22 protein-coding genes are annotated in these 20,243 nt (G+C 59.7%); 8 read left to right on the top strand and 14 right to left on the bottom strand.

What is annotated here, in order from left to right; translation table 11 throughout:
* Window positions 1–17: 17 nt before the first annotated feature.
* Together E0H22_RS15855 and E0H22_RS15850 are read left to right on the top strand one after the other, a co-directional pair.
* A complete protein-coding gene (locus E0H22_RS15855) occupies window positions 18–212 on the top strand; it encodes a hypothetical protein (protein WP_233021975.1) in 195 nt (64 codons plus the stop codon).
* 111 nt (window positions 213–323) lie between these two features.
* Window positions 324–1,565, top strand: coding sequence for a hypothetical protein (locus E0H22_RS15850; protein WP_233021974.1), 1,242 nt, complete (start codon window positions 324–326; stop codon window positions 1,563–1,565).
* Window positions 1,566–1,766: 201 nt separating this feature from the next.
* Here E0H22_RS15850 and E0H22_RS15845 read toward each other — a convergent pair whose 3' ends face one another.
* The 13 genes from E0H22_RS15845 to E0H22_RS15785 form a co-directional block, all read right to left on the bottom strand.
* Window positions 1,767–2,213 (bottom strand): lipid-binding SYLF domain-containing protein, encoded by a 447-nt coding sequence (locus E0H22_RS15845; RefSeq protein ID WP_233021973.1) that lies wholly within the window; start codon window positions 2,211–2,213, stop codon window positions 1,767–1,769.
* A 192-nt stretch (window positions 2,214–2,405) separates the two neighbouring features.
* Window positions 2,406–3,356 (bottom strand): hypothetical protein, encoded by a 951-nt coding sequence (locus E0H22_RS15840; RefSeq protein WP_233021972.1) that lies wholly within the window; start codon window positions 3,354–3,356, stop codon window positions 2,406–2,408.
* 252 nt (window positions 3,357–3,608) lie between these two features.
* Window positions 3,609–4,022, bottom strand: coding sequence for a hypothetical protein (locus tag E0H22_RS15835; protein WP_233021971.1), 414 nt, complete (start codon window positions 4,020–4,022; stop codon window positions 3,609–3,611).
* A 469-nt stretch (window positions 4,023–4,491) separates the two neighbouring features.
* On the bottom strand, window positions 4,492–4,731 hold the full coding sequence (locus tag E0H22_RS15830; protein WP_233021970.1) for a DUF2188 domain-containing protein: 240 nt from the start codon (window positions 4,729–4,731) through the stop codon (window positions 4,492–4,494).
* Between the two features lie 393 nt (window positions 4,732–5,124).
* Window positions 5,125–6,942 (bottom strand): TniQ family protein, encoded by a 1,818-nt coding sequence (locus E0H22_RS15825; RefSeq protein WP_233021969.1) that lies wholly within the window; start codon window positions 6,940–6,942, stop codon window positions 5,125–5,127.
* A 64-nt stretch (window positions 6,943–7,006) separates the two neighbouring features.
* The gene (locus E0H22_RS15820) at window positions 7,007–8,053 is read right to left on the bottom strand and encodes a TniB family NTP-binding protein (RefSeq protein ID WP_233021968.1); all 1,047 of its coding nucleotides are present in this window, start codon (window positions 8,051–8,053) and stop codon (window positions 7,007–7,009) included.
* A gap of 3 nt (window positions 8,054–8,056) precedes the next feature.
* Window positions 8,057–10,228: a Mu transposase C-terminal domain-containing protein gene (locus E0H22_RS15815; RefSeq protein ID WP_233021967.1), complete on the bottom strand. Its 2,172-nt coding sequence runs from the start codon at window positions 10,226–10,228 to the stop codon at window positions 8,057–8,059.
* Window positions 10,229–10,246: 18 nt separating this feature from the next.
* Window positions 10,247–11,008 (bottom strand): hypothetical protein, encoded by a 762-nt coding sequence (locus tag E0H22_RS15810; RefSeq protein WP_233021966.1) that lies wholly within the window; start codon window positions 11,006–11,008, stop codon window positions 10,247–10,249.
* A 16-nt stretch (window positions 11,009–11,024) separates the two neighbouring features.
* Window positions 11,025–11,297, bottom strand: a complete 273-nt coding sequence (locus E0H22_RS15805) for a hypothetical protein (protein ID WP_233021965.1) — start codon at window positions 11,295–11,297, stop codon at window positions 11,025–11,027.
* Between the two features lie 773 nt (window positions 11,298–12,070).
* Complete coding sequence (locus E0H22_RS15800) at window positions 12,071–12,340, bottom strand: hypothetical protein (protein WP_233021964.1); 270 nt, start codon at window positions 12,338–12,340, stop codon at window positions 12,071–12,073.
* Window positions 12,341–14,236 (bottom strand): AAA family ATPase, encoded by a 1,896-nt coding sequence (locus E0H22_RS15795; protein ID WP_233021963.1) that lies wholly within the window; start codon window positions 14,234–14,236, stop codon window positions 12,341–12,343. It abuts the gene before it with no gap.
* Window positions 14,233–14,811, bottom strand: coding sequence for a hypothetical protein (locus tag E0H22_RS15790; RefSeq protein ID WP_233021962.1), 579 nt, complete (start codon window positions 14,809–14,811; stop codon window positions 14,233–14,235). The genes E0H22_RS15795 and E0H22_RS15790 overlap by 4 nt, the downstream gene beginning before the upstream one ends.
* A 248-nt stretch (window positions 14,812–15,059) precedes the next feature.
* A complete protein-coding gene (locus E0H22_RS15785) occupies window positions 15,060–15,671 on the bottom strand; it encodes a hypothetical protein (RefSeq protein WP_233021961.1) in 612 nt (203 codons plus the stop codon).
* A 341-nt stretch (window positions 15,672–16,012) separates the two neighbouring features.
* Between E0H22_RS15785 and E0H22_RS15780 the strand changes: the two genes are divergently transcribed.
* The 6 genes from E0H22_RS15780 to E0H22_RS15755 all read left to right on the top strand — a co-directional run bounded on the left by E0H22_RS15780 (window position 16,013) and on the right by E0H22_RS15755 (window position 19,676).
* A complete protein-coding gene (locus E0H22_RS15780) occupies window positions 16,013–16,174 on the top strand; it encodes a hypothetical protein (protein WP_233021960.1) in 162 nt (53 codons plus the stop codon).
* A 101-nt stretch (window positions 16,175–16,275) separates the two neighbouring features.
* Window positions 16,276–16,698 carry a hypothetical protein gene (locus E0H22_RS15775; RefSeq protein WP_233021959.1) on the top strand — a complete coding sequence of 141 codons (423 nt, stop codon included), beginning with the start codon at window positions 16,276–16,278 and terminating at the stop codon, window positions 16,696–16,698.
* Window positions 16,670–17,185, top strand: coding sequence for a hypothetical protein (locus E0H22_RS15770; protein WP_233021958.1), 516 nt, complete (start codon window positions 16,670–16,672; stop codon window positions 17,183–17,185). Before E0H22_RS15775 ends, E0H22_RS15770 begins: the two co-directional genes overlap by 29 nt.
* Window positions 17,186–17,295: 110 nt before the next feature.
* Window positions 17,296–18,954 carry a 5'-methylthioadenosine/S-adenosylhomocysteine nucleosidase gene (locus tag E0H22_RS15765; RefSeq protein ID WP_233021957.1) on the top strand — a complete coding sequence of 553 codons (1,659 nt, stop codon included), beginning with the start codon at window positions 17,296–17,298 and terminating at the stop codon, window positions 18,952–18,954.
* Between the two features lie 187 nt (window positions 18,955–19,141).
* The gene (locus E0H22_RS15760) at window positions 19,142–19,447 is read left to right on the top strand and encodes a hypothetical protein (protein WP_233021956.1); all 306 of its coding nucleotides are present in this window, start codon (window positions 19,142–19,144) and stop codon (window positions 19,445–19,447) included.
* Window positions 19,383–19,676 carry a DUF1289 domain-containing protein gene (locus E0H22_RS15755; protein ID WP_347340794.1) on the top strand — a complete coding sequence of 98 codons (294 nt, stop codon included), beginning with the start codon at window positions 19,383–19,385 and terminating at the stop codon, window positions 19,674–19,676. Before E0H22_RS15760 ends, E0H22_RS15755 begins: the two co-directional genes overlap by 65 nt.
* Before the next feature lie 86 nt (window positions 19,677–19,762).
* On the opposite strand, the gene E0H22_RS15750 is transcribed toward E0H22_RS15755, so the two are convergent.
* Window positions 19,763–20,002 (bottom strand): hypothetical protein, encoded by a 240-nt coding sequence (locus E0H22_RS15750; RefSeq protein ID WP_233021955.1) that lies wholly within the window; start codon window positions 20,000–20,002, stop codon window positions 19,763–19,765.
* Window positions 20,003–20,243: the final 241 nt, after the last annotated feature.

The raw sequence follows: 20,243 nt of genomic DNA, 5'->3' as shown, positions 1-20,243 counted from the left end.
AAAGCAGAGGTATCGCCATGGATCCCGCAGCCGATCACACCCCGAAGGAAGCCCCCGTTCACAGCGAGGAGCGTGCATATGGCGCGATCGTCGCCGGCGTGATTGCGCTGCTCTTCCTGGGCTTCGTCGTCCATGCCGCGACGCTGCCGCCGCAAGGCGAAGCCGGGAAGCCGCCAGCGGCCAGCGCCGGGGCGCCGAAAGCGGGGCATTAGGAATATAAATCCCCCACGCGAGCCGAAGGCTTCAATCAATTGGGGCTTGCAACGGAAATGGATGCAACGCAATGTTGAGACATTGTTAACATTCATTGTCAGGGGGCAAACATGCGCCGGGCTTTTTTACGCCTCGTCGTCGGCGGAATCGCGCTTGTCGGTAGCGGGGCATCGCTTCACGCACAGGATGCAGCGATCGATCAGATCATTCAGGCTGTCCGTGTGAAACCACGGGTCACGTTCCTGTCGCAGCAGCAGCGGGACAACTTGCTCTATTACGATGTGAAGCTGGAAAAGCTGTGCGACGCCGGCAGCCTCAATCTGAAAGCGTCGCAATGGGTCGATGGCGCCCAGCAAATCCTGTGGGCCACGCAGACCAGGGCGGCAGCTTTCACGGTGACCATCGGCTTTCCCAATACCAACAAGCCCGCAGTCGTCCTGCCGTTGATTGCCTATTCGAATGCCGCCATCGGCCGGATCGAATGCAACGACATCATCGTGTCGGATATTCCTGCAGATCGCGTCATTACCGTGCAGTTCGATTTCTCGGCTAAATCCAGCTGGAGACTGGATGATCCGACACCGACCTTGAATGCGCTCAAGGATGTGGGCTCCGCGTTGGGCGGGCTTCAGGTGACCGCGGGAGCCGCGGTGTTCTCCTATATCAATTCATCCACCGGTGCTCTTGCGCAGATCACCAAGGCGACCAATACCTTGCTGGCGACGTTGGACGTGAACAGGACGACGCGCCCGTCATCGCGCCGTTTTGAAATCGACGTCTCGAAACTCGCCTACAATGCGGGCAGGGACAATATCTTCAGCGTGACGAAACAGGCGAAGCTATCGATGATGGCGTTGGGCGACGGATCGGGCCCTTTTGCCGGCGCCAATATTTCAAGCAATTTCAACGTTGCATTCCCGAACTCAAATCTCGACGTGCTGGCGTCGAATATCCAGTCGGCGATCCCCAACGGGTGGACGACACAGATCCCGGCTTTTTGCAATGCGTATCGGAGCACGTTGCGAAATGCGACAGGTGGCGACACGGTCGCGGTGATATTGGCGCTCTACTATCATGCGCGGATCAACGACCTGTTCTATCGCAATGCGGGAGTGAATTGTCTGACGCGAAGCGAGATCGCGCTTCTGGTCGGTCAACTGGGCTATAAGACGCCGCCCTATGATGTCGCTTATCAGCAGCCGCTCGATGGCGTGCTTGTCGCGCGGCCCGCCACCCCGGCGACACCGACACCGACCAGAGTCAGTCTCGGACAAATCCGGCGCACCATTGCTGTGGCACGGGTCAATGTCAGAGAGGTCGAGCGGCGTTTCCGTCTGGCCGCAAACATGTAGAGCGATCAGGGTCTGCGTGCGGGGATATCGCTCGGGATGATGAAGTCCTGCAGAGCTGGCCCGATGTTCAGTCAGCTCTCTTCAAGCGCTGAGCCGTAGGATGGGTAGAGCGTAGCGAAACCCATCATTGCGCTGTTGCGGCAATCTCCGCCGATGGGTTTCGCTCCGGCGCGATGCGCCTGCGCTTGACCCATCCTAGCATTACTGGTTCTGGATGGAGACGCTCATGCCGCTCAGGTCCAGGTCGAACTGGAGGCCCAGTTGCTCGCCCTCCAGCGACAGGATGACGCCCTTGGCGTTGCGCATCTGGATGGCCCGCCTGCCTGCACCGACCGCCACACCAGCACCGAGCGCCGTATAGATGCCTTCGATGTCCGAGGGCTGGCGCATATTCTGCGCCGTGCCGACCAGGTCGGTCGACGAGCCCCCGAATGTCAGGCCCGCGCTCACGCCGCCGATGCGAAATGGATAGATCTCACCACGATAGCTGAGGATTCCTTCCCCTGCCTGCGCGCCGATGAACCATCCGGCCTTGAAGAACTTGAAGCGCACTTTGCCGGTGTCCGCGTGAGCGGGCAGCGACAGCGCGGCGGACAGCAGGGTTGCGACGGCGAGATGCGTGAGGGAGCGAGCAACTTGAAAGCGCATATTGATGTTCCAGTCATCGGGCTGCCGCGTAGCGGCACTGCGGCAACTAGATAGAGCATTGCACGGCTCGTCAATAATGGCCGCGGGACGCGCGGTCGGCTCACAAGGGCGCAACGCCCGACGCTAACAGGTGGGGCGCAATGGCGAAATGTATTGCGCCGAAACGACATCGGATCGGTTCACCAGCTCTATTCATTCGTCGGCATTGCGTGGATGGGCAAGTTTCGTCAGCGGCACATTCGGCACAATGCACTCGCCGGTATCTTCGCGGCCTTCGCGCTTGATCAGGGGTAGCGACGACGCTTTTGGGTCCACACGCACCGGCAGACCGGTCCAGTCACAGTCCCGGCACGCGGGACGCTGCCAAACCGTGTTTGGCCGCTCAGCGGGGCGTGATTCCTGCGGCGCGATATCGGGCGAACCGCACTTTGGGCACTCCTCCGGCACGAGCCTGATGACTCGAAGGAGGAGGGATGTGCCGAATCCGATCGCATGGTCGATTGTTGTCTGCGCCGCTTCCGCATCGTGCCACGTCGCGCTCTTTGTATGCGTGAGCCAATTTGAAAATGTCCATGCCTCGTTAAATAGCGATTTGAATAGCCGGCGACGTTCTTGCTGCGCTTGCCCACCCAGAACCGTATCAAAGATGATGTCGATCCACGCGCGAAAATTCGCGCGCTGTGGTGGCTTCTCGACTGACCAGTTGATCGCGTCCTGTGCCGCGCCGACAAAAGACAAGAGCAATTCTCGGCATTTTACTCCGATGCCTTGGTAATCCGACAGGCTCTTGGCCTGACCCAGAGCATCGGGAAGAACATTGAGCTCGTTTAGCACAGCGGAAAAAGGGGTGAAGAAAGCATCCGCCTTATTTTCAGAATCCGTTCGCGGGATCCGGAGACACAATCCCAAATGGAAGGTGACAGCGTAGTCCATGTTGGGGAACTGGGTCTGCGAGTACAGGTTGGTCGGATTCGTGATGATCCACCATCGCCCGTCACTCGCATGAACGTCCCAGACGTCATGCCTGTGGCCTGCCACAGTTTCGCAATAGACCTTCTGCAGAAAGCTGATCGTCGCCTCTGGCGACTGCCAAAGAAAATACTCTTCGACGCTTCGGCGCTCTTCTTTCGTGGAAGTCAGCATACCCGCAATCTCGACCTTTTAGGTCGGATGTTATCACGCGCGACCGTAAATGCCTTCTTGATTATGTGATATCAACTGCTTGCTCATGTCGAAGGGCCGCACCAACGATGCTCGCGCGCATTGTTGTTCCCTAGTCCGGTCCAGTGCTGCGCAAGCTTTTAACCTGTGCCGCATCGAAGCGAACGCTTGGTGCCGAGATGGTTATGCAAAGCCTTAGGATCAACGCGCGGTTCTCATGAACACTCCTTGATCCTATGAGCCGAGATCAAGCTTCATGCGTTTGAAGGTGCGACGATTCTTCGCAAGAAAGCGTCTCATGTAAATGAACGTGGACGGGTCTTCGAGCAACGCTAAAAGCTTGGTCCTTAGCTGTTCGTCTTGCTCGATTAATTTGAGAGCACTGAGAAGATACTGCGTAAGTACCTCTCCGGACTTACCAAAGAACACGCGGTCGAAGCTAGCGGCGCAAGCAGCTTCGATTGTATTGCAAAGATCGCCGAATGGCATATCGCGATCTTGAATATCTGCTTTGAGAAAATCCGACCAGCACTCACGCAATGAATCGTGAATTGAAACGAGAGCAGTGACCGAACCAGTTCGTTGGCTTAGCCACAACTGCCGGAGTGCGGCAAGTAAAGCTATAGATGCTACCGGCAAACCGAACATTGTTATGATGCTCGACCAATATTGTGCCTGAGCGTCTGTTGGCCAACACATCACTGCTTCTTTTGATCGGACGTGCCCGGTGTGCCGGGGGGCTGGGATTTCGTGTCGCCAGTAGACGGGGGGGCTTGGCGTTCAAGTGTGTCTTTTCGGCGTAGGTGCTGTTCGATGTGCTTCATCGAGACCGAGCCGGTGTGCTTAGACCATTTGCTCTTCGGCGGTTCTGCCACTAGTTGACCTTGTTTACTTGCCTGTTGGCTTATCTGCTGGAGGCGTTGATGTCTGCTGAGACTGAGAAGCGACTGTTTGCTGAGCTTGCGTATTTCCAAGTGCTTGTCGAAGATGCTGCGTTGTGAGGTGCCTGATGGTCATCGAGTCCTGCGCAATAACCCTAGTGTGAATCCGCTTATCGTCTGACATGTTGTCCTCATTAGGTTTGCTATTTCGTCGGTAGCGCCGCCTTAAAAATGAACTAGTGCTTGCGATCTTTAGGTGGGTTTGGATCATTTCCATAGCTGTCGCTATCTTGGATGCGGCCATTTCTACCGTGCTCAACTAACTCCGTTTTGCGGTCGCGTGCCAAATCTCTCCCGCGATCCATTGCGTCAGATTTGCGTTCGAAGAAGCCACTCGAGCGTTCAGCGCCTTCGCGCTTCACGTCCCAGCCTCCGCGGTCCTTATTCGGGACGACATGGTAGTCCTTCTTGGACATTTGAATGCTCCACCATTAGCTGAGATATCGTGCCTGATTTGTTCTTATAAGTCTATGGTTGTGACTATGATTTTTGCACCCTGTGAATATCCTGATGAGGAATGAAAAGGCCACTCCGAAGAGTGGCCTTTAGCTAATTTATAGCGGGGGTAAGCCCCGACAGGCTGCTTTGGAAACTAGCGAAACTTGTCCATTGGATTTCTCGCTACGCTGAATTTACTTGTAATTTTGTAGCACACTGTTGTTGGTGGTGGCCCGGAGGACATTCAAATATGGCCCGTCTCCACAACTAATCTGCGCCGGTGACAGGTCAAGTTGCACGAGACATGTGTGCAGGCACAAAAAAAGCCGGCGCACGATGTCGCCGGCTTAGGTCAGAGATGCTGATTTCGTCTATTCGACGTCGGATCGCCGGTAGAAGGTCGCTCCGAGTTCATCACGGAAAGCGGGTTGGATCCCGATTTCGGCAAGTTGTCGCTTGAGTTTCGGGAGGCCGATGTCTCGTTCTCGCGCCAGGGAGAAGAGGGAGACGTACTGGCGCTGGAAGCGCTTGATCTCCTCGGTTTGTACGATGTTTATCGGATTCCGCTTGATCGGATGTTTCTGGGTGATGGTCTGCAATTCACCCAATTTGATGAGTTTCTTGACCACATCCTGATTTGTCCGAAGGAGGCGAGCCGCATCGAGCGGCAGAAGGCCGTCCAGTTCCGGCAGCCGTGTGCGCAACCGGACCTCCTCGACGTCGACGAGCAGATCCAGGATGCCGGACGTTTTGCCATGAACGTGTTGGACGCGATCCAGACCACCGTCGCGGATGAGGCGAACGACTTCCACCGTGGTGCAGTTGGTGCGCTTGGCGGCTTCGGATACGCTGCACATTTCCGGCCCTGGCACTGCCACGGCCACAGCCTTCGCATACATTGAGGAAATAAGCTGATCGAGCTCCGACTTAAGGTAGCGATCGGTCGTGCCTTCCCCGACTGCGTGACGGCGGATGAGCCCTGCGTCGGACAGCGAGCTGGCGAGTGGGCGCGGAGCGTTGAGGTAGTTCTCAACCTCCTTGAGCGTCAAAAGGGATGCCTCGCGGAGGAATATACGTTCGGCGAGCGCTGCGTCGAAAAGGATGTCCCGGTCTGCCTTGTCCGCCTGATCTTCAACACCGCATTCTGCCAGAACGAGTTTTCGGAGCCGCTTCTGATGCATCTGATACGATTTGGCGGCGGTCCGAATTGAGTGCAGTCGACGCTGTTCGACAGGCTTACCGAAAACCTCGTCATCAGGTCCCAAGGCAAAGTTTTCGAGGATGTGCGTGCGCATGACTTCGCGGACAGGGTCGTAGTCGGGCCCGTGAAGGCCCTGCGCAAAGGTCATGTACAGCTTTCCGTAGACGGCTTGCGGCCCATCGGAGGACGTTGGTCCTTTGTACGTATGGTTGCGCTTGAGTTCCGACATGCAGCGCTCAAGGCCAGCGGCGCCGTCGCGCATGAAGCGGAACCCTGCGTCGCCGGCGCAATGCCGTTGATCTTCCGTGAGCTCGTCGAGCTTCACTTTCTTTCCGAATTCCACGACGGCACCGACGATCTCCGTGGTCCATGCTGCCACGTAGAACGGCAGGCGGTCCAGGAACGGATGGTTTGCGTGGCCGTCGAGGCGATCGAGCAGATAGGTCTCGAGCCCGGACGGCTCTCGCATCACGGCTCGATCTTCGAGCTTCGCGATGTCGGTGACGGTGGGTGCGACGTTACGGGTGAAGTCATGCAAATTGCCGGGCGTGAGAGCATCGGCCAAGGTGACCAACGATGCACGGTGTTGCCGGCAGGATCGAATTGAAGCGACGTTCCACTCGGATCGGCCGTGAACAGCGATAGCCGGCGGAAGATCGGAACCCCGGATGTCACTTGCCAGGCAGAATGGGCAGCCGACCACGCGGGCCCGTCGGATCGTCGGCTTCGTGAGTTGCTGTCCGCGGAGCGAGAATCCGGAGTCGGTCTTCACGACGGCATGCTCGATGAGCGGCTCGGCGGCAACTCCGCCCAGATCGGCGAGGCGTCGAATTTCGTCGTGTTCGCCATCGACAACGGATTGAAAGCTGAAAAGAAAGTCTTGAGCCAGCACCCTGGCGCTGACGCAGTTCCGGGCGGCAAGACGAGAGGCATACGACGTTGGCGTCTCGTTGGATCCCGTCTTGATGGTCAATTGAAGTGCAGTCATTCGGATACCTCTCGATGAGGAGAACCGGCGCTGATGAGGCGCCGGTTGTGAACGGAGCAGGCGATCAGGATTTCCTGCTCTTTTTGGTTGCCGGCGGCGGAGGTCCGTTCTGCAAGTTGTTGTCGGAGGTCGGAACCTTCACTTCGTGCCAGCGATCGACGATGAAGGGGTTCTCGCTTGCACCTTTGCCGCTTGCGGCGGCGTAGACTGTCGCGAAGTGTTCCACCCTGAGCACGTTGCCGCCGTCCTGCTTGCAGCGGGCGATGGCCTTGATGATGTTCTCTACGGCGAGCCCGAACGCGTAGCGGGAAGCATGGCTGAGACGAGGGACCAGCGCTTTGGCTCGGGCTTCCGCGTGATCGACCTCGATGTTGGATTCTGCGGCGTAGCTGCACAGCGTGCCGTGGATCAGGTCGTGATCGCCCGGTTCGAGACGATCGAAATAGACCTTGGTGAGCCGACGATCGAGTTGCGGATCAAGAGCGAGGAACGGTTTGAGGGTCTCGATGCCACTGATGATGACGGTGATGCGCTCGATCTCCATCAGCGCCTTGAGGATGTCCGCCACCAGTTGCTGATCTTTCACGGGGACGTTGTGGACCACGTGCTGGAATTCCTCGATGGCGAGCACGATCTTGCCCGTTGAGTTCAGGCGTTTGCCGGCGAGTTCGAAGAGACGGTGCGCGGGAAGGTCGCGTTCGAGAGGGTACCCGCTTGCGAAGAGCAGGCGGCGACCGAGTTGGATGACCGTGCAGGGGCTGGGTGCGGAGAACAGGATCAGCGGTGAGCCGGAAGATACGTCGCGATATCCCGTGAACGCGGCATGCTTGCTGAACAGGCGTTTCAACGCTGTAGTCTTGCCGACGCCGGTCGGGCCGATGAGGGCCAGGCCGCGAGGAACCGAGCGGTTCTCTAGCGAAGGTGGCAGAGCCGGGTCGAGCGGCTGGACGGCATCATTGAGCAGTTTGTTGACTTCGGCGGCGAGGGTGCCGTCGCGGTCGGTCGCGACGTACTTCCGCTTGAGATGCGCGATGGTGTTCAGTTCGATCGACATTTCGGCTGGAAGTGCGGCCTGCATACGCTTGATGGGATCGTTGTCATGGTGGTTCATAGGTTAGTCCTCGAGCTTGATGTTGGGCTTGCGGTTGGGGGTGGTTGAGACGGGGGACGCCGTGGTGTTGCCCTCGGCGGCATCGTTAGGAAATGGTCCCAACAGGGCGCCCCTGACCGCGATGGCGTTGGCGAACCGGTCGCGGTTGCCGTTCTCGTCGCGATTGGCGGTCACACCGCCTTCTGCAATTGCATCGACATCGGCGATGTCGAAGCCGAACAGGGTCTCGCGTTCGGCGCGCGCGAGCTCTTCGGCAGTCGTCGTGATGCCGTTGATGTTGCCGCGGGCGATGGCGGCATTGCCCAAGGCGGCGATGTCGCGCAGTGCTTCATCGACGAGGTTCTGCGTCAGTGCGGCGCTCAACAGATTGCGTCGGCGCAGGTCGCGTGCCGCCTCGACCCAGTCGTCGAGGTGAACGCCCGCGAACGTGTCGTAATGGACCGCGGGCACGGTGACCCACCCATCGCCGAGCCATGCGCTGACGGCGCCGATGTCCTCCGGGTCGAACATGACGTTCACCGTGGTATCTCCGACGATGCGGCGATGTTCTTGCAGTTTGAGGGACTGATAGTGGACGCCTGCGACGCGGATACCTCGCTGATCAAGCGAGCGCTCGAGACGCAGTCCGAAGATATTGCGGATTTCGTGCTTACCGGGCGGCGGGAGCACGCCGTACCGATCGACCAGTTCGGTCCACTTTTGGAAGGGCGTGAGCCCGAGCAGGCCAGCATGGGGTGTGTGGTGGTAGACATCGACGATGTACCTGACGATGGCTTTTCCCAACTCGTCGTCGAGGAGGCTGCAGGACTTCGTGGGGTCATCGTCGCCCTTCTCTTGGATCGAGCCGAAGGTGCGACCGCTGAAGGAGGGCAGCAGGCAACGGTCGAGCGTGCCGAAAAAACGCTCGGCGTGTGAGCGCATCCAGGGGACGCCTACCGCTGCGACCTCGGCGGTTGCGCGAAGATTGGCAACGGCGGTGCGGAACTCGGTGGAGATCCAGGCGCTGCCGCTGTCGGTGTGAACGGAGACGGGGCGGGCCGTCATGGGCCAGGTGCTGCTGCAGTTGGCCGCCTCGGCAAAACGTGATTTGTCCGAAACCGCCATGCGCAACAACGGCACGGCGGTTTTCTTGTTTTCGGTCTCCGACAACTTGACGGCGGTCACGCAGCGGGTGGCGGCATCGATCGCACAGTGCAGCATAAGACGCTTTTTGACCTCCTTTCCGTTCTCCTCCGAGATCGTCACGATCTGCATTTTGTGCCCGTCCGCCAGCATGCGCTGGAAAGCGCGCACGCTTTCCAGTCCAGCGCCGACAATGGCGAATTTCTTCTTGGCGGCCTCGATGCCGAACCTGCCGGCGTGGATGTCGAAAGCCGGAATTGATTTCACGACTTTTCGGAAGGTGGTCGGGCTGGGCATGACGAGAGGCGCCGCACCGCTCTCGCGGGAACCGTTGATTTCGCGGAGTTCGCGGGCCATTGCCTCATATTGTCGATGAATCGTCGGGCGGCGACGGTCGGCGTATCCTGCGGCGTGCTTCTCCATGAGGGCAAGGATCGTCGGGGCGAGGTTGGAATAGTTGTTGCCGCTGCGATGATGGCCGTCCCGTAGGGACAGCACGTCGCAACCCGATTCTTCGTACATCCGGAGCCAGCGCCGCATCGTGCGGGTGGACGGCATTCCGGCCATCGTGAAGTCCTGGTCGCAGCGTTCTTTTTTGTCGCCCGCTGCGCGGGCCTGATTGCGTTGAAGCAGCGTGCCGCCGATGATCGTGCGCACCTCGCCGAGATATTCGTCGGTACGCTTGAAATTCTTGTCGGCCTTCTCCGCGGCGAGCAGCAGCTCGACGATTTCGTGACGTTTGAGGATCTGACGTTGCTCGGTCTCCGTCAGATCGAAGAGGTTGATGTTACCGTGCCTGACGCGAACCATCGATTTCTTCTCGTCGTACCAGCGCGGGTCGTGACTGAAGCGGTCGGCCTTGACGAGCGCATGGATGTCGGCGTGACTGAATTCCTCACAGCGATTGTCCCGGCCGGATGCAGCGGTCAGCACGTAGCCGTGATCGTCGCCGGATACGACGCGGAATTCGCGGAGACCCGACGCGATGTCGTTGATGATGATCCGGTCGAGAGGACCTAGATCGTAGCGGATCACTTCGTTGGCTTTTGACATTGTAATTTCCTTGATTGGTCAGGCGCGGCGGACGCGCGTTTCGTGGTCAATGCGAGAGCCCGGGGAGGAGAGGCGAAGCACGCCGTCGGCGAGCGCGCGGACGACGGCACGAAAGCCGTCCGCGGCGGGGAGGCCGGATGCATCCGCGATCGTGCGGACGGTCACCGATCCAATGATTTCCGCCACGACGCCACGAACCAGGGCATCGTGTGCCGGCACGGGATGACGTCGCACTTCATGGACAAGCTCCGCGTTCGCCCGCTCCGCGGACGAGAAGTCGAGTTCGGTCATCACCACGACCCGATCCGCGATCGAGCGGTCGATCTGTGCGGCAATAGACCGGACAGTCTCATAGATGCCGCTCTTCGCCGCGCGCTTGCTGTGCTTGATGGCTCCGGCGGTGCGAAGGCCGTCCGTGCCGATCGCGAGGCAGTCGAAGGTGTGACGGTGCCACTCGCCGTTGTGGTCGTAATACTCGACGCAAGGAGCCTGTTCGATGACGGTCGCGATAGAGGGATCCATTGCCAAAGCTTCGATGGCGTATTTTTCGATACGGCTCTCGAAATTGATGACGCGATCGTTGCCGTCGGCATCGGGTTCGACGAGAAAGCCCGTCGTGGCGAAGCGGGATCGCCAGGCCGTGGCGCGGGTGCCCAGACTTTGTCCTACGGGGTACCAAATATCTGGATCGTGGGCGGCGAAGCCCACGCCGTTGAAGACTGCGTGAGTTGTCATTTGATGTTCCTGATCTCGAGGAGAGTCGACCGGAATGCTCCGCACCCCGGTCGCTTAGGCGTCAGTGGAGGCGGCCCGCGCCAGCATCGGCGCAGGCGTGCTGGGCGACGCGAAGCAGGAGATCGATGACGACACTGCGGTTGAAGCTGAACTTGCCCGACATCCAGCCGGCGTAGTTCATGAGTTCGTCCTGGATGATCTCACGTTCGTGGTCGGACGATCCGTAAGCGGACGAGATCGCCGTAATGTCGCTCGAGGCGTCCGTCGTGATGTATTCGGCCCATTCCAGTGCCGTGTAGAATGCGGCCGGATCGGGATGCACAATGGTATTCATGTCGCTGTTCCTGTTTTGGCGCGAGCGCCGTCGTGGCGCGGAAAGCGCTGCTACTCGGGTGATGTCGATGGGAGCGCGTCGGCGATGCCGACGCGCCGGGGCCAACGCTGGATGCGTCGGGCAAGCCGGTAGCGTTGCCGGACAATGTTGTCCGGCGATTGCTAACCATGGGGATGTGAAATCAGGAGAGGCGCGGAAACAGCGCTTGCATCACTGCCGTGGAGCTGGCAGTGTCTCTCTCGTTGGTCGAGAGAGTGAGTTTCCTAGCTCACTTGATTGCTTAAGAAAGCCCAACCACCGGCCAGGGTGGTTGGGCTTTCGCATTTCTGGACTTGTGCATGTCTTCTCTCCTTCGGCCGTGTTGCTCTTCGGCCGCGCTGTGTTGCTACTAGGCCGAGCTTTTTGCGCCGGCGTCATCAACATGATCGTCGAGAATATGCGCAGCAACACAAAATTTTGGCCGCGCTAATTTGCCTGGTGCGTTGCTGGACGTGCGATTACGGGCATGGCGGAATCGCGCGAACCAGCTGAATCATAGGCTCTGTTGCATCTCGGCCGCGGTATTTGGCGGACAAGAAAGATGCCGATTCATAAAATTCTCTCGAATCTTTTTTGCCCTTCGGAGCGTGATTGGCGCCGTTTTCGACGCGAACGCACACCTCGTGGTGATCGCTCGCGGACGACTTTCAAGGACTCGATTGCTAAACGACAATAATAAAAGCCGTTCGGCATATCGTGTGAAGTGAATCCACACGATATGCCGAACGATTGCGCTATAGCTCCTCGAAATCGGCGCCTTCATATTCCGCGAGCGCCGCCCGGATCAGCATCCAGACCGACTGGTGTCGGTCGTGATCTCGCAGCGTCCATGCTGCTGTCCGCGATGGCGTACTGGCCAGGCTGTTCGCGGCTTCCATCAACATGACGTCGTAGTCGCTTCGAGGAGCCAAGTTGGACATGTTGCCGACATGCATCATCGCGATCGTGCGTCGGGTGATGTTGTCGTAGCCGCCTGGTAGAAGTTCGACCGTGACTCGGATCATTCAGCCTCCTTCGGTGTCGTGAGTGAAAATCAAGCTGCGAACTTGGTCGCCGGTGAGGTGACGACGCTCGGCAAGTTGCCGTGCGATATCTTCGATAGGGGCTCTATGAGCGCGAACCAGCGAGACCGTTGATTGTTCGAGATAGCGCAAGTGGCGCTCAACCTTGGCCCGGAGAGCGGGATTGAGCCTGACCGCGGCGAGGGCATCATCGGCACTGCCGGTGTACACGATCGTTTCACCGAGGCCCGTCATCTGGGCCAGTGCCAAAAGTTTTGTGGCCTTGGCAAGATCGCTGTCATCGGAACCCGATGCGCCAGCCCCGGGTTCGCCGAAGAAGACGCACTCGGCAGAGCGGCCAGCGAGCAGGAGGACGACCCTTCGCTCGATAACGTCGAGGGTGTCGATCGATGCGGTCGTCTCGAACGCGGTGGTGCCGCTCGATCCGCCCTTCATCGACGCTTTCACCGACTTCAGTACCCCGATGCCGAGAATAACGCCGAGTGCGGCATGCCCCGCTTCGTGAATGCACGTCCGCCAGAGCTCGGTGGGATCAGCATCCTTCTCGCCCAACGCAGCATTGATTAGATCATCGAGCGTCAAGTCCCGGCCAGCGGTCCTGGCTAGACGGCGGGCGTCTTTGACGGTCGCCGCGATTTCTGCAGCAGTCCGATTGAGGCAGATAAGCGCGAACTGCGAGAGATTGGCACCGGGAAGCTCGCCACGCAGATGATGCCGCGCAATCGCTTCGATGCCTTGCTCGTCCGGGTGACCGATGTAAATGCTACGACCGAAACGGCCCGGGCGCCGCAGGGCGGGATCGACTTGCTCGACGTAATTTGTGCTGGCCAGTATGATTTTCCCGGGCTCGCGGGCCGCTGCCTCTATGTCCAACATCATCCCGGTTACCCATGGGCCCCAATACGAATGAGCACGTCCGTCGAGTCGATCTCGCCGCGGAAGCGCCTCCAGTTCGTCCCAATGGATCACTGCCTCCGGAGACGTGCGATTGATGTCGCGCGCGATCTTCATTGCTTTGCCGAGTTCTGAGCTGCCGCCGGAGAAGCAAGCGGCCATCGATCCAGGCACAAAGTTGTCGATTTTGAGCGCAGCGGCGACGATTTGCGCCAGCGTGGTTTTCCCGGTTCCGGGCGGGCCGTAGAACAGGCAGGTGTTCTGGACCTCGGACCAGTCGAGCTCGTTCCGGCGCCATGCGCCGACTTGTTCGACCAACTGGAGCGCCCACGTCTGTGCTTCACCGTATTGATGTGCGTCCTCGAGCCGCTGAAGGTCCTTCGCATCAGGAGGGGGCGAGGACGCGCACGCCGCGCTGTCAATGCGTCTGAGGATTTGTCGCGGCGACCACGAAGGGCGGAAGGCCGACGCTGCGACGCAGATGTCGAGCTTCCGGTATTCGCCGGACGGCTCCGGCGTCTTCCGGTTGGTGAAGCGTTCGATGGCGCGGCGTATGATCGACGCGTCGAGCCGGAGCTCGACGACGAAGTCAGCGTTCGTCGTCAGTGCGCGCGGCAGCATGTCCGCTTCTTCCGCAACTCCGAGCACGGACTTGCCTAGCGAGAGTGCGCGCGCCACTTCGCTACCGCCACTGTCCGCAGTTCGCGAATACCCGCTTCGCTCACGTGTGACTACCACCCACGACCGGAACCGGGCTTTCCAGGCTTTCGTGATCGGCTGAAGCCATTCGTCGTTGGGGACGAGCGCGACGACTGCGAGGACGTCGTCACGATCGATTCTGCGCGTGAATTCGGGCGTTACGACCGCTTCGATAGCCGCTGCGGCGAGGCGTGCCACGGCGTCCGGCGACTTTGCCAACAGGGGCTTGCTGCCGCTCTCCACCACCGGCAACGAAAGATCGTCCTGGCTCTCCCACTCAGTCATCCGCGGCTCCGGATCAGGGTGGCGCCGCCGAAGGTGTCCGAAGGCTGCAAAGCCCGAGCAAGCTCGATCTCGCCAGAGCAGAGCATCGACATGACCGCACTCTCGGGTTCGCGTGGACCGGGCACGTAACTGCAAAGCTGGTGCAACGTCAGTGGACCGTCATCGAACAGTGCGCGTGCGATGGCGCGACGCATCGAGCAAGGCATCTGTATGTGCCGCTGCGACCAGATCTCGCGCGCCGACGCAAGGCGCGGTTCGGCGGTCACCTGGCCGACTTCGACGATCTCGATGTCCATGCCGCAGAGCGATGCAATGCGCTTTAGCGGAGGATCGTCATTTCGATTGGCGAGCCCGAACAAGCGAACGCCGCCGCCCTGTCTGGTCACGGTGATGGCATCGATCCAGTGTCTGTGGCCATCGACTTCTACCGAGTTCATGTGGCCGATATCGAGCACGTCAGGATCGAGCGAAAGCAGGATGAGGGCGTCGCGAACGACGCCTTCGACCGGAACCGCTTGTCCGTGTGTTTTGGCTCCGATGAAAAATTCGCGTTGACGAGGAGATGCGTAGGCCATCAAGCGCTCCGTGTCGCTGTGTCAGGAATATTCGGAAGCGTCAGACTTCGACCGTGAGCAACAAGTCGATCTCATGTTCTCAGGGACGTCCGCGGTTTGATTCCGAGGGCGTGGCTTCGACGGAGCGAATTGTGCTGAAATTGATGCCAGCGAATGGTTCGAATGACCGACGACTGCGGGGTCTGGTTGGGCCCCGACCACGCGAGGTTTCGATGCCGCCGGGGGATGGATGCGCAAAGAGCGGGAGGTCAGGTCCCGTAGGCGAGACGGCCGAACTTGCCCATTGGTCGCATACCCGCTCGCACGACGGCACGGTCGTCGAGGGGCTCGCTGAGGTCGATCACGACGGACCCCTCGCAGGCCATCGTATGGATAACGGCCTCAAGACCGCGCCGCGTGTGGATGAGGCCCGACAGAGCTCGCAATTGCAGCGGCCCTTCGCGTTCGAGGGCGCCGAGCACGGCTTCGCGGTCGTCGACATGCAGATTGTCGGCGCGACGACGCCAGACCGCGCGCGCCGATGTGAAGCGCGGCTCGCGCCTGATGTCGGCGGAGGTGACGGTCATGATGCCCGTGCATCCCTCCGCGAAAGCGAGGTGCATGAGGCCTTCCGCAGTCGGATCGCACGGCGGCCGGTCCTCGACGAGGTCGATGGCGTGGCGCCCGTAGTCGCTGTCGACGATCAACGCATCGATGCGCTGGATGGTGTCGTCGATGCGGAGGCTGGGGTGGAATTCGATGCGGCGCACCGCGCCGTCGAAGGTCGTCTGTACCAGGAAGTCGCGGTGGAGGTGGGACCTGACAGGGATGGCACGCTCGGAGCTGTAACCGATGAAGAGGGAGGGCTTCGTCGTCTGCATTCATCCTCGCATAGTTCGGGACATGGGGACGCGACGGATCGATCGCGTTTCATGCGCGTGCGATCGTCCAGGGAGGGAGCAACGAATGGTCGCGAAAGCGTATCGGTGGAGGCGCCCGAAGGCGAGTGTTCTTAGATCAGAAAAAACCTATTATGTCAATGGAAAAAGCCAAATTTAGATATCTAATTTTTGCAGTCGGATTATTCAACAACTTTATCGCAAATGCCTATTCTGACCGGTGATGCGCATCGCTACTATCCGTCGCGATTACTGATGATCGGTCCACGATGGCGAAGGCGATAAAGAGCGGCAGAAAGGCATCGGTCCGACGAGATGGTCGCGTGCCGACGCTGATCTACGTGCTGCCGGAAGTCCTGGATGCCGCGCAGAAAGTGGCCGAGGTCCGCGGCATGAAATCGTGGGAGTGGATCGAAATGGCCATGAAGCGCGAGCTTCGGTCCAAATCGTCCAAACCCGCTGCGGACAAGCAGCCGAAAGACTGAAGTGCGTGCGAGGCGAGAATCGGACATCGTGGCGTAGGGGGGCCACAATGTCTGCGCGAATCGCGATCATTGGCAGTTTCAGGCGTGAGCGGTACGGAGGCGTGCTCGACGTCCTCGAAACTTTTGCCGCGTCGGGTTTCGATATCGTATCGCCGTCGGGATCTGAGATCGTCGATGGCGTCGAGTTCGTGCGTTTCGCGACCGACGATGCGTCCAGCAGCGATCAAGAGATCCAGAGTTCCACGTTGGAGCGCATCTTTTCGGCACATGCCGTCTACGTGGCCGCGCCTGGCGGATATGTCGGGAGGACGACCTGCTATGAGATAGGGCGGGTCGTGCAGCGGCGGCAGCCGGTATATTTCTCTGAATATCCTGTGGACCTTCCTGTTCACATCCCTGAGTGGTGCGTGGTCGCGCCCGACGAGTTCGTGTTACGATTCCAGGGATCGACCCAATTCGAGTGGCTGTTCTCCAAGGGCAGCGGAAAGATGTTCGATGTCGAGCGTGGTCTCGCTCCGCCATGACGACTTACCGACCGCAGATCACTTTGCGGCGAAGCGCGTCGTCGTGTGCGGTAGTATGGCCTTCACCACGCAGATCCGCATGATCAAGGACCAACTCGACACACTGAACGTTCGGGCCGTCGTTCCGGACGATGTGGACGGCGAATTCAAGCTCTACGATACCGGATCCTACCTGGCCTTCAAGAAGGCGGTTTCCGTCGCGCACATCAACAAAATCAAGGATCCCAGAACCTACGCCGTTCTGGTTGCAAATTTCGATAAGAATGGCATTTACGGGTATGTCGGCGCGAACACCTTCGCCGAGATCAGCGTTGCTTTTTCCTCTCGCAAGAAGATCTTCCTCCTAAGTGAAATTCCCTCCCAGTACGCCGACGAATTGACCGCTTGGGGCGCGATCGCGCTGAACGGCGACATACCTCGGCTTGTCCGGATGTACGAACAGTCATGTCGGCACGCGACGGCGCAACTCAGGTTTCCTCAGTTCTAAAGCCGGCGAGCGTTCGCCCGCGCCCCATTTTCCTGCATTTCTTCGATGTACACTTCCTGGAAGAGCGGGGCTCCGTCGCCCGGAGTCGTCGCGCGTTGAATGAAATGAATTTGGCGACGCGCTTCGCCGTGATGGTGGGCTCCCGGATTCTCGTTCCTGCGTCGTCGTTCTACGAAAGTCCGATCGCTGCCACCGTCCTCAAGCCTTTTCTGGACAGCCCTTTCGTCTCTCAGCGCTTCGCTCTGGTCGGAAGCGGATCCTCGATCGAGGAGTTTCGTTTCGAAAAGATGCCGCAGTATCCGGTCGGGTCACCGCAGCACGCCGCCTATCTCGCAGCGGAGGCGCACGACATCGGGTGGCATCGTCGACAGCGGAGTGCCGGCGGTGATATCGCGCGAGGTTGGTCGGCGGCCTTGCCCTCGGCGATCAGGGGACTGCACGCGCACTGTGCCGGCCGTATCACCGAACCGGTGTTCGAAAGGCGGTGGCTCGAGGTCGAGGAGCGGCTCGGAAAGAAAGCCTGGATCGTTCCGCATGTGCTCGAACTGCTCGACCTCGGGCCGGCTGCGAATATCATCGTGGTGAACCGTCTGCACGACCTCATCAACCGCGAGTATTTCACCAGCTACTCCCTGGATCCGTCCGCTGCGATGATCCAGGGACTGGTGGTCCTGTCGAATCCTGCCGGACTTCCGACGCAACGTCCGCAAGATGACATTCGTTACGACATCCTGCAGAAGGCTTGCATGGATTTCGGCATCCTGCGGGAGATCGAGGAAGCGCCGCCGGACGCGCTCAGCGAACTCAGCATGGATCACCGTTTCATAACCGCGTTCGAGCAGACGCAATTCGAAGGGTACGCGCCGTTGTCCACCACGCCGAAACTCAAAGTCGATCTGGCGATCATCACGGCCTTGTCCATCGAACGCGAAGCCGTCGAGCACGTGTTCGGTCAGGGCATTCCATACAAGGTCAAGGGTGACAATAATCTTTACCGACTGGTGACGGTCAAAATCCGCGACCGTCCTTTCAACATCGTCTACGGTGTCACCGGACAAGGCAACGTTCGTGCAGCGGTGTTGGCGTCCAATCTCCTCAGGTCGTTCGACGTCAGGTACGCTGCATTCGTTGGGATCGCGGGCGGATGCCCGATGCCGGAGAAGAGCGAGCGGCATGTGCGGCTCGGCGACGTCGTGATATCGTCGAAGGTCGTCGAGCACGATCATTTCAAGCTGCTTGCTGACAAGAGCATCGAAACGCGAGACGATCCGCAGCGGGCAAGCCACGCTTGGATCTCGGCAGCCGAGTCCCTGACGAAAAACGCGACGGGGTTCTCTGACGATTGGAGAGGCGCGGTGGCGCCTGCGATGGCCGCGCTAAACGAAGTCGGTCCGAACCCCGATACCGACGTGCTGCACGACCACGACGGAAATGTCCTCGACCACCCGGATGATGCGAGGAGGGAAGGGAACAGGCCGATCGTGCACACCGGTGTGATCGCTGCCGGCGATACGCTTCTGAAGGATCCGGTCGTGCGCGACGCGATCCGCGACAAATTCGGCGCCCTCGCGATCGAGATGGAGGCGGTCGGACTACGTGACGCCGCCTACACCAACAACATCGAATTCATCGTGGTGCGCTCCATCGTCGACTACTGCGATGCATTCAAGGCGGACGGTTATCGGGCGAAGGCTTCGGTATCGGCAGCGGCGGTGTTGAAGTTGTTGTTCGAGACGCTGATGGCCGCCGAGATCGACGGCGACCGATAGCACCGTTGGGCCGTTGCGCGTACGTTGTGAATTCATGCAGGTGATCCAAGCGACGTCCAACGTTCATTTGACGGATCCCATTTTGAATCCTATCTAGCGGTCGAGGATGGTCCGGGCCCCTCTGGCGTGGCGATCGGCGGCTCACGTGATGTCGGATCGCATCATATGAGCGCGATGCCGGTGTAAAATGCTTGAGAGTCTCATCTATCTTTTCGTTCGAGCGCTGGTTCTCGATCCGCTGCAGACCGAACTCACAGATCGACTTGCGAAGGCGCGTGTTCCGACCGCGATCATTGCTCAGGTGAAGTCGTGCACGACGGCGGCGCTGCCGGTCGTCGTGCGGCGCGTCCAGGACGATCCGCGGTGGGCGGTCGGCATCGCGGTCGACCTCTGGCTCAAGCGCAGGTCTCCGGAACAGGTCGCCGACGATGCCGCGCCGGCGTGTCGTCCCGCCGTGGACGCGGCGCGTTCTTATCTCGACGGTCGCGTGTAGACGACGACAGGCTCCGAAGATGGCAATCGAATCCCCGTGCGTGGATGTCTGCAAATTCGACCGGCGAAAGGACATGTGCGTCGGATGCTGGCGGACAACGGAGGAGATCCGTTCCTGGCGCAAAATGACCGACCATAGACGCCGCCAGATTTTGGCGGACCGCCGTCGTCGAGAGGCGAAGTCGGGCGACCGCGCCGCCAAGGTTATCTCGCACCGAGACGGCGAATGATGAGATACGAGACGTGGCGCCACTATTTGGCCGCGCATTTGCTACACTGGTCGGTGACGGCCAACGGGACACTGCGCCACTCGATGTCAATTCCGACTCTGCAGATATGGCTCCGCATCGCGCTCGTCTTCGCGATGATCGTCGGTCTGCAGCGTCCGCCCATCGGGAGCGAAAGCCATTCGCACCATGGCCTGACCGCGGTTCAAGGCGAGCCTCAGGTCCTGATCTCCGCTGATCCGGACGGTGATCAAAAGGTCGTCGTGACGATCTCGTCTCACGTACAGCACGATGTCGGCCAGGCGGATCGTCATGATCCTGCCGATCATTCGCATGTCGCATCACATTTGCCCCCATCGACACCCGTTCTTCCGTCGGCGCCGCCGCTCTCGACGGCGATGACGGTCGTGAGCGCGGCATCCAGCGGCACCATGCCTTCCTTCGAGCGTCCTCCGAGACCTTTCCTCCGCGCGTGATGGTGCCGCTGGAGCGGATGCCCCAGCGTTCCCACCATTCATGAAGGCTGCCGGTCCCGTTCTTTTCGGGAGCCGCCGACAAGCGCGTCCACGT

The organism is Rhodopseudomonas boonkerdii (assembly GCF_021184025.1).
Lineage (GTDB): Bacteria > Pseudomonadota > Alphaproteobacteria > Rhizobiales > Xanthobacteraceae > Tardiphaga > Tardiphaga boonkerdii.
This window is presented reverse-complemented; position numbering and strand designations above follow the sequence as displayed.